Genomic DNA, 9,949 nt, shown 5'->3' on the forward strand with positions numbered 1-9,949 from the left:
AAATTATTTATACCATGTTTTTGACATGATATAATGAGTATAGCTTTGTAATATATTTACTACTGTTGAAGATACATCGGTATAAGAATAATCAGGATAAACGAATTTTTTTCTTTTTTCTTTTTTAAGCATAATATTTACTGATTTTATTATATCATTATTTTTTAATCCACTCATAATTACCGTTCCTATTTCCATTGACTCTTGTCTTTCATTAACATTTCTTATATTTACAGATGGCAAAGAAAGAATTGAAGTTTCCTCAGAGATGCTTCCACTGTCGGATAAAATAAACCTTGAATTTTTCATCAATTTTATAAATTCAAAATAGCCAAACGGCTTTGAAAATATTATTTTCTTTGAGTTTATCTTTTTTATTTTTGATAATCTTTTTTTCGTCCTAGGGTGAGTAGAAAATATTACAGGTATTTTATATTTATTTATGAAATATATAAATGATTTAAAAATTTCACTTAAATTTTTTTCATCCTCTAAATTTTCTTCACGATGAATACTTGCTAATATATATCCATTTTTTTCAAGTTTAAGTCTTTTTAAAATATCTGACTTTTCAATTTGATTTTTATTTTCCTCAAATACTTCTAGTAATGGACTTCCGATTTTTATTATTCTATCTTTGTGAAGACCTTCATTAATTAAATTTTGTGTAGCATAATCACTATAAGTTAAATTGATATCAGAAATATGGTCAACTATTTTTCTATTTATTTCCTCAGGCACTCTTTGATCAAAACATCTGTTACCAGCTTCAATATGAAAAATAGGAATTTTATATTTTTTTCCAATTATTGTAGATAAAGCACTATTTGTATCTCCCAATACTAAAATAGCATTTGGCTTTTCTTTTTTAATAACTCTCTCTATCTTTATAAAGAGTTCTGATAAAAAAATTGCACTTGAGCCATTTCTACATTTTAAATTATACTTGGGTTTTTTTAGTTTAAATTGAGTAAAAAAAATCCTATTAAGATTTATGTCAAAATTTTGCCCTGTATTTACTAGTACATGATTAAAATTTCTATCTAGTTTTTTTATTATTGCTGAAAGCCTAATTATTTCTGGTCTTGTTCCCAGTATAGTAAGAATTTTCATATCTAAATTTTATACTTATATGTGTCAGGTTTATTTTTATCAAATAATTCATTACTCCAAACAATAAATTTTGCATCTTTATTGCCTGTATTTATTATATTATGAGCATATCCAGGCTTTGTTATAAAAATCTTTGGTTTCTTATCATTAACAATTATAGAATATTTTTTTTTATCAGAAATGTTCAAAAAATTTACTCTGGCTGTACCACTTAAAAGCAAGAATTTTTCTGTCTTTGTATTATGAAAATGGTTTCCTCTTACTTTTTTTGGCTTTATTGTAAAAAAAGAAATTTGACCTGAATATTTATTTTTAAAAAGCTCGATAAAACTACCTCTATCATCAGAATACAATTTTAGTTCAGATGAAATTTTACTATTCGGGACATGACTCAAATATGTTGAATATAAATATTTAATTATTTTATTATTAAATTCAAAATCGATATTATTAACTGATTCTTTAAAACTTTTAAGAATATTTGCTAACTGTTTTAAAGATATTTCAAATGAATTTTTAGGATATCTTAAAATAGAAGATTTTTTTTCTTTAATTTCATTCATAAACTCATCAATTAGATCGTCTATATAAAGTAATTTTATTTTTTTGTTTGAATTAATTATTATTTTTTTTTTTCTTGCTAATTGATGACAAAATGTTGCTACTACTGAATTATAGTGAGGTTTCGACCATTTGCCGAAGATATTTGGTAATCTAAAAATTACTAATTTTAAATTTTTATTTTTAGCAAGTTGTAATAAAAGTTTTTCACTATTTTTTTTGGACTTTCCATATGAATTTTTTCTGATTGCTTGAATCGAAGATGAAAAAATAATTTTTTTCTTTTTCTTTGATAATTTTAAAATATCAATAATTTCTTTGGTTAATGTTACATTTGTTTCATAATCTTTATCACTTTTTACTCTATTAACCCCTGCCAAATAAAAAATTATATCTGATTTAACTATTTTTTTTTTTAGATTATTTATTCCTTCTTTTTTAAGATAGTGAATTAAATTATGTTTTGTATATTTTAACCTATAAATTAAATTCTTTGCTAGAAATCCATTAGAACCAATTATTAAGATATTCATCAAAATCTTTAAAGGTTATTTTTGATAATTTTCATTAATTTTAATTCTTTAATTAATTCTTTTGTATTAAGTAATTTAACGTTATTGGAAGAATAACTTTTGATATGCTCTTTAACACTTTTTCCTTTATTAAAATATAATGAATAATTTAAATTTCTGTTATCACTTTGAATTGAAAAAAAATTTTTATTTTCCTTTGCTTTTTGAAGTTCTTCATCAGTCATTAAAAATTCGTCTTTTTTTTCTCCATGTCGGTATCCAATTAATTTAGTTGGATAATTCTTTTTATTAAAAATACTTTTTAATGCCTTTATAATAGTTTCGATTGTTGCCGCAGGTGTTTTTCTTATTAAAATCTCTCCATTTTTTCCATATTTCAATGCATACAATACTAGTTCTAAAGCTTTTTCCATGCTCATCATAAATCTAGTCATATTTAAATCAGTAACTGTAATTGGTTTTTTAGAAAGAATTTGTTTAACAAATAGCGGAATAACTGATCCCCTGGATCCCATTACATTTCCATATCTTGTTACACACACTGTAGGTATTTTAATATTTGATATTGATTTTGAAACTGCAACTTTTTCCATCAAAGCTTTAGAAATTCCCATTGCATTAATCGGATAAACTGCTTTATCAGTACTCAAGCAAACTACCTTGCTTACTTTATTTTCAATTGCAGAATTAATTACATTTTCTGTTCCAAGTACATTTGTTTTGACAGCTTCCATTGGATAAAATTCACAAGACGGTACTTGTTTATAAGCCGCTGCATGGAATACATAGTTAGTTTTAAACATTGCTTGTTTAATACTCTCTTTATCTTTAACATCTCCAATAAAAAATTTAACTTTATTTGAATTTAGTTCCTTTCTTAGATCATCTTGTTTCTTTTCATCCCTGCTCAAAATTCTAATTTCTTTAAAACTTATTTTTCTTTTTAATAAAAATTTTACCATTGAGGAGCCAAACGAACCTGTGCCACCAGTTATTAAAATTATTTTATTTTTAAACATATAAAGTGTTATTTATACCAGCTTCTAGAAAGATCATCATTTATTTTCTTATCATTTTTTGATAAATAGCCAATTAAATATGCGTTTGCTATTAAAATTCTATAAAATAAATTAGGAAAACTTATTTTATTTTCTAGTTTCACAAATTTTTTTTCTAAAAATATCAATAAACAAACTACTGATTTAAATTTTTTAATTTTTTTTATAATAAAATTATTTTCCAACTTAATAAAATTATTTTTAATTGAAGCCTTTTTATTTATCTTGGCTAAATACTTACTGCCCTCATATCCAACATATTTAATTTTATCTAAATATTGCTTAAAATTTCTGTTATCATAATGAATTACTTTTGGGTATGATGGTACTAGTTTAATTTTTTTTTCAAATAATCTAAAACCAAACTCATAATCTTCAAATCCATATTTATTAAATCTTTCATCAAAAAAGATTTTATTATCAAATAATATCTTTTTTTTAAAAGCCATATTCATAGTGACGATTTTTTGTGGTTCTAAATATTGATTATCAATTTTATTATTTTTGTTTATAGAAAAATGTCTTGATTGTCTAAATTTAACAAAATTTCTTATATGTTTAAAATTTGGATAAACAACTGTGCCACAAAAAATAAAGTTTTTATTTTTATATTTTTCAAGAATTAGATAATAATTTTCTAAGAACCTTTTTTCAGGAATACAATCATCATCTAAAAAAACTACATATTTCGATTTGGCTTCTTTTAATCCAGCATTTCTTTTTTTTGAATGAATATTCGCACCTACATCAATATATTTTATTTTGTGATATTCATGATCTATTATCAATTGTTTAATTTTTGTTTTGGAATGAATGGTGCTACCACCATCACAAATAATAATTTCATTAGATATTGTTGATTTTGCAATACTACTAATAATTTTCTTTAAAAGTTCTGGACGATTGTAAGTGGGTATAATAACTGAAATTGTTGTTATTTTTTTCATTATAAACAAATAATTTAGTTAATATTAGATCTTTTAAGATTTTTTTTATTTAAAATATCTAAAGTAATAAATATAGTTTTTTTTATTTAAATTATGAATACATTACAATCATATTAAACTTAATATAAGGATAGACACTAAATATTATACTATTTACAGTATTTTTTCTGAGATAAATAAAAATTTATTAACTTATTAATTCCTTCCTCCAAGCTTATCTTTGGACGCCAATATTTATTAATTTTTTTATTTGGAATATTTCTAGTATTTTTTTGAACATTATCTTTTTTTTTACTCTTTACTATTTTTATATAAATATTTTTTTTAAAAAAATTTTTTTTTATTATTTGAGCAATTTTAATTATTTTTGAGAACTTTCCATAACTCATATCAATAATTTCGTTTTTATTTATTTTATTATATTTAATCATGATTTTTTCAAGACCAACACAACAATCATCTATAAATAAAAAATCCCTCTCCTCATTTCCATCAGTTAGCATGTTAATTTTATTTGTTTTTAAGCTTTTTAAAATAAAATCAGTAATCACATGTGATTTTTCAAAATCAGTTTCATATCCATATACATTCCAAAATCTAACATTTAATCCACCTAAAGATGAAGTTAAATTTTCGCCAATTTTTTTTAAAATACCATAAGATGAAAAAGACATATTAGACATTTGACTTGTAGCAAAAATAAATTTTTTTTTATTTTTTTTTAGGAGTGCAAAGGTATTTGACATTATCTGAAGATTGTTCATGATAAATGTATATGTATTTTGATATTTATCCATATATCTAGAGCCACCAACGTCAAATGCCAAAAAGAAAATAAAATCTACATTTTTAATTGATAATGCGATTTTGTTGCTTTGAAATCTTAAATCATCATTTTTACCATTTAAAATATCAATTCCTTTAACAATATATTTTTGTTTTAAATACGTTTCTAGTGATGAACCAATCTGTCCTCTAGATCCAAGAATTAATATTTTTTTTTTAGATTTTCCATTCATCGGGACATGTATCTATATTGTGAAAGTTATTCGCACAACATATAATTTTATTTTTATATTTATTTTTAGAAAAATAAGCTCCCCACCAATAAAGTGTACTATTAGAAATGATATGATTTTTACAATAACTTAATAACCAGATATTATCATAGGCATCCGAAAATCCAAGATCAGCTGTTATTATATTAATTTTATATTTTTTTAAGATTGGAAAAGTTTTTAAAATATTTTCTACATTATTTTTTTTTGTTGAAAAAATAAAAAACTCTGGTTTTTTTATTTTTTTAATTATTTTTTTTATAGACTTTTTATAAAATTCATTTGTTGTTAATCCACCAACTTTATATCTAATTTTGCTAGGCATTGTTTCATGTAATCGAATACATAAAGATACTGAGTTACTTTTTAACATTTTACTTTTTATTAAATGATAAGCTTTATTTTTAGGTGCTGTTGGTCTTAATTCAGTAATTATTTTTTTTTTATTATCTATAAAATATTTTTCTGACTGAAAATATCCGATAAGATAAACTTTATTGAATTTACTTAAATTTTTTATTTTTTTTTCAAAATAATTTAAATTGGTTTCGTCAATAATAGTATAACCAAATAAGTTTACAAATAATTTTTTAAACTTAAAAAATTTATTAAGAAATCTATAAATTATATAAATAATAATTATAAATTTTATTTTAGATTGTCTTAAATTTTTTTTATTTAACTCGAATCTGCAAAAATCTCTAAAATCAGTCCAAAAACCAGTAATACTATCTATATATAATTCTCTATCATTTATTAATGATAAATTTTTTGCTGCTGCATATTGAAATAATTGATTGCCTAGTCCACCACACATATAAAGATATATTTTTTTTTTCATTTTTATTTTTTTTTAAAAAATCGGTGAAGTCTTAAATCATCATAGTAATAATTTTTATCTTTGAAAATAGTGTAAGTGCTTATGTTATTTTTCAAAAATATATTCTTAAAGAAAAAAAAACTTTTTTCAAAAAATTGCTCTTTGTAAAAATCAAAATGCATTTTTTTTTTTAAGACAAAAGGAATGCATGATAAATAAATTAAATTTTTAATTATTATAAATAGAATAGATTTATTAAAAAAATTAATTAATTTATTTTGCTTCAAAAATTTTTCTCTTGCAGGAGCAGTACTTGAATCAAAAGCATCATCTATAATAGTTAAATAAGGCAAGGTCGAACTTAAAATTATATTGTCTTTTTTATAGTTAAATGGCCAATCTCCAACTCCACAGATTTTACCTTTTGTTATTTTAATAATTTTTTTACAAGTCTTTAAATTAATTTGATAGCATGAACTATTGTTAATATGCGTTACTGCAGTGTGTATCTTAACTTTCTCTACTCTGGTTTTTTTACCAACTTTACCCAAATAACCAGAAGGGTATGAATAGAAACTCAGTATTGAATTATCAATGATTTTTGTATTCATTTTTATCCATTTGAATAATATTTTTGAGGGATAAGCATCATCTTCAATTATTATTGCTGATTTAATTCTCCTTCTAATAATCATTTTGTAAATATTAATATGACTAAGGGATGCAGCAATTTCTGGGAAAGCTAATTGTCTTCCAATGTAGTTTTCAGTTTTTTTTTCATCATAAACTTTTAGCAGTTTTGAAAAATTTTTTTTTTTATGGCCATTTATTCCATAAAATATTTCAAATTTTATTTTTAATTGTTTTAGTCTTTTGATTATTTTTGGTGTTCTATTACTTTCTTTTAATGAAATTACGAAAATTTTAATTTCACTCATAATTTAAAATTTTTTTTTTCTAAATCTTTAATACTTATAATTTTTTTTGCAAATTTTGATGTTTTTGATTTTATTTCATTAAAATAATTCCATGCAAAAACTATAATTAAGTCAATTTTTTCATTTTTAAATGTATTTTGAATTGGAATTTGCACACCCGGAATATACTTTCCATTTTTCAAAGGGTTATCATCTACTAAATAATCAATTTCTTTATTAATACCATAAAAATTTAATATCGTTGTAGCTTTAGCAGGCGCACCATATCCAACTATTTTTGGATATTTTTTTTTTATGTTGATCAAGTTTTTTAAAACATTTTGTTTTAAATTATTGATTTTTTCTTCAAAATTTTTAAATTTTGAATATTTTTTTATTCCAAACCTTTCCTCTTTTTGAAGAATTTTAGATACACTCGAATGTTTTTTAATTTTAGTATCTTTAGAAATATAAACTCTTATTGATCCACCATGTGTATTTATTTCTTCAACTTTAAAAATTTTTAAATCTAATTTTACAAAAAAGTTATTTAAACTAGTAAGAGACCAATAATTGTAATGCTCGTGGTAAATGTTATCAAATGTAAGATCTTGCAGTGTTCTCAATAGGTACTGTACTTCGATGATAATTGTTCCCTTTTTTGATAAAATTTTAGACATGTATTTTGCCATATTTTTTAAATCATCTGAATGAGCAAATACGTTTGACGCCAACACTAAATCTGCATTTTTTTTAATTTTTCTCATAGAAATTTTATCAAGGAAGCCATTATAAAATTTCAATTTATTTTTTTTCAAGATTTCGCAAAGGTTTTTTGCTGGTTCTATTGCTAATAAATTTTTAACTCCAAGTTTCTTAAATGGAACTAATCCAACTCCATCATTAGCACCTATATCAATTATATATGATTTTTTATTTAATTTAAATTCTTTAAAATATTTATTTGCTGCTTTCTCAAAATGATTTTTAAGAGGCTTTGATGTTGAAGATAAATAATAATATTTTTTGAACATTTTTTTATTATCAATCGCAACTGATAACTGAACATTATAACAATTTTCGCAATAATTAATTTCTAGAGGAAATTTATCACAAGTAGAGTTTTTTTTATTAATTAGATTGTTAGCCAATGGTTGAAAACCTAAAGAAACAATTCTTTTTAATTTTTTATTACCACATGATCTACATTCAAATTTATAATAATTTACCAAGCTGTCTCTAATTTTTTCATCTACAAGTTTAAACGGCAAAGTATGTGTTACTCCATAATTTTTATGCTCTCTTTCACCTCTTACTAGATTCAAAAATATTGAGTCCTTTGTAAAAACCATTGCATGAGCAACATTAGGTTTAGTTACAATCATATCACCAGCATTAACAACATGTGTAATAATGTTAGATTTTTTATTTAATAAATCTAAATATAGACTTATGAACTGACCTTTAACTAATAAGCATTTTTGTTCTTGAATAGGATGATAATGATTTGCTCTGACTGTTTTTTTTTTTGATTCAATATATCCAATAAGATTAATAGGTTCTGTTAATTCATAATTACTAATTTTACCTCTACTATCAACAAATTCTTTTTTACCTTGGGAAACTTCCTCTAAATTACTTTGGTTAGGTTTAAAGGACCAATTAAAAATATTTTCTTTTATAGACTGCTCTAAATTATAAAGAAATTCAAAACCTGTATTTAAAATTTTTTTATTTGAAAGTGTATAACCTTTATTTGGAACTTCATCTTTTGTTAATACTATTTTCACTTTGTTGTTGATTTTCTTACAAATGTCAGCAACTTTTTTTACTGTTGTTTGTTCGTTTACTAAATGAAAAATTTCATTTCTAATTTGGTTTTTTTCTTCAACAAATTTAAAACATCTTGCTACATCCGTTATATTAACTAAACTTTTTAACTGACTTCCGCCTGAGAAAAGTCTTATTGATCCATTTTGTGATGTTATTTTAGAAAATAAATTGGGCATTATATTTATTCTCATACCATCCCCAGAAAACCCATATACCGAGCCCAATCTTAAAATCACAAAGTTTTTACTTAATGTTTTTATATCTTGCTCATTTTGAACCTTGCTTCTTGCATACATCAAAACTGGTTTTGGTTTTTCGTCTTCTTTTAAATTTTTCTTAACTTTATTAAAACCCTCAAATACAACATGCGTAGATGGAAATATAATTTTACATTTTTTTGGAATTGCTTTTAAAATATTTTTTGTTCCCTCTATCGCATTAGTTCTTATTTTTTTATCTAAATATGAATTAGCCTCTGTTTTTGTATAAGCAACGTCTGTTATACCAGCTAAATGATGAACTACATCGGCATCAAAAAGATGTTTTTTTAAAAATGATTCATCTAATATTTCTCCCTGAATGAATTCTATATTCCAATCAATAAGTTGTTTAACTCTTTGAGATATAAACCTATTGTCTATTGCTATAATTTTATTTCTCCAACTTTCGCCAGAATAAATTTTTGATATTTCTGTACCTAAATACCCCAAAGCACCAAGTATAACAATTTTTTTCACTTTAAATTCTAATAATATTTTATAATTTTTATAAAACTGTTTAATAATATTAATGTTAAGATATACAAGCTAAATTGCAATTATTGTTTAAGATAATTTAAAAAATTTTAAAAATGCATGGTTTTATTATGGGTATTATGAAAAATAAAAATTTAAATGAAGCATCATAAATCTGTTCACGCTATAATATTATTTAAAGGTAAATATTTTATACAAAAAAGAGATAATAAAAAAAATATTCATTTTCCAAATTTTTGGGGTTTGTTTGGAGGAAAAATAAAGAATAATGAATTAAAAATAGATGCTATCATAAGAGAAATTAAAGAAGAAACAAATCTTAAAATAAATAAACCGAAAAAAAATTTAAATTTC

General features: G+C 22.6%; 9 protein-coding genes. 1 reads left to right on the plus strand and 8 read right to left on the minus strand.

Annotated elements, in window-relative coordinates; translation table 11 throughout:
• Positions 1-3: 3 nt before the first annotated feature.
• The 8 genes from wecB to AMO08_RS01345 form a co-directional block, all read right to left on the minus strand.
• Positions 4-1,113 carry a non-hydrolyzing UDP-N-acetylglucosamine 2-epimerase gene (wecB, locus tag AMO08_RS01310; RefSeq protein ID WP_075484406.1) on the minus strand — a complete coding sequence of 370 codons (1,110 nt, stop codon included), beginning with the start codon at positions 1,111-1,113 and terminating at the stop codon, positions 4-6.
• A 2-nt stretch (positions 1,114-1,115) separates the two neighbouring features.
• Positions 1,116-2,207, minus strand: a complete 1,092-nt coding sequence (locus AMO08_RS01315) for a polysaccharide biosynthesis C-terminal domain-containing protein (protein WP_075484407.1) — start codon at positions 2,205-2,207, stop codon at positions 1,116-1,118.
• 8 nt (positions 2,208-2,215) lie between these two features.
• A complete protein-coding gene (locus tag AMO08_RS01320; RefSeq protein ID WP_075484429.1) occupies positions 2,216-3,226 on the minus strand; it encodes a polysaccharide biosynthesis protein in 1,011 nt (336 codons plus the stop codon).
• An 8-nt stretch (positions 3,227-3,234) separates the two neighbouring features.
• Positions 3,235-4,212, minus strand: a complete 978-nt coding sequence (locus AMO08_RS01325) for a glycosyltransferase family 2 protein (protein ID WP_075484431.1) — start codon at positions 4,210-4,212, stop codon at positions 3,235-3,237.
• Between the two features lie 149 nt (positions 4,213-4,361).
• On the minus strand, positions 4,362-5,231 hold the full coding sequence (locus AMO08_RS01330; RefSeq protein ID WP_075484433.1) for an SDR family oxidoreductase: 870 nt from the start codon (positions 5,229-5,231) through the stop codon (positions 4,362-4,364).
• Entirely contained in the window at positions 5,215-6,111 is an 897-nt protein-coding gene (locus tag AMO08_RS01335) for an alpha-1,2-fucosyltransferase (RefSeq protein ID WP_075484435.1), read from the minus strand. Before AMO08_RS01335 ends, AMO08_RS01330 begins: the two co-directional genes overlap by 17 nt.
• Before the next feature lie 2 nt (positions 6,112-6,113).
• The gene (locus AMO08_RS01340) at positions 6,114-7,028 is read right to left on the minus strand and encodes a glycosyltransferase family 25 protein (RefSeq protein WP_075484437.1); all 915 of its coding nucleotides are present in this window, start codon (positions 7,026-7,028) and stop codon (positions 6,114-6,116) included.
• Positions 7,025-9,577, minus strand: a complete 2,553-nt coding sequence (locus AMO08_RS01345; protein WP_075484439.1) for an NAD-dependent epimerase/dehydratase family protein — start codon at positions 9,575-9,577, stop codon at positions 7,025-7,027. Before AMO08_RS01345 ends, AMO08_RS01340 begins: the two co-directional genes overlap by 4 nt.
• 156 nt (positions 9,578-9,733) lie before the next feature.
• Here AMO08_RS01345 and AMO08_RS01350 point away from each other — a divergent pair.
• A partial coding sequence (locus AMO08_RS01350) for an NUDIX domain-containing protein (protein WP_143323783.1) occupies positions 9,734-9,949 on the plus strand: 216 nt, incomplete at its 3' end.

This window comes from Candidatus Pelagibacter communis (assembly GCF_001180205.1).
Classification (GTDB): domain Bacteria; phylum Pseudomonadota; class Alphaproteobacteria; order Pelagibacterales; family Pelagibacteraceae; genus Pelagibacter; species Pelagibacter ubique_O.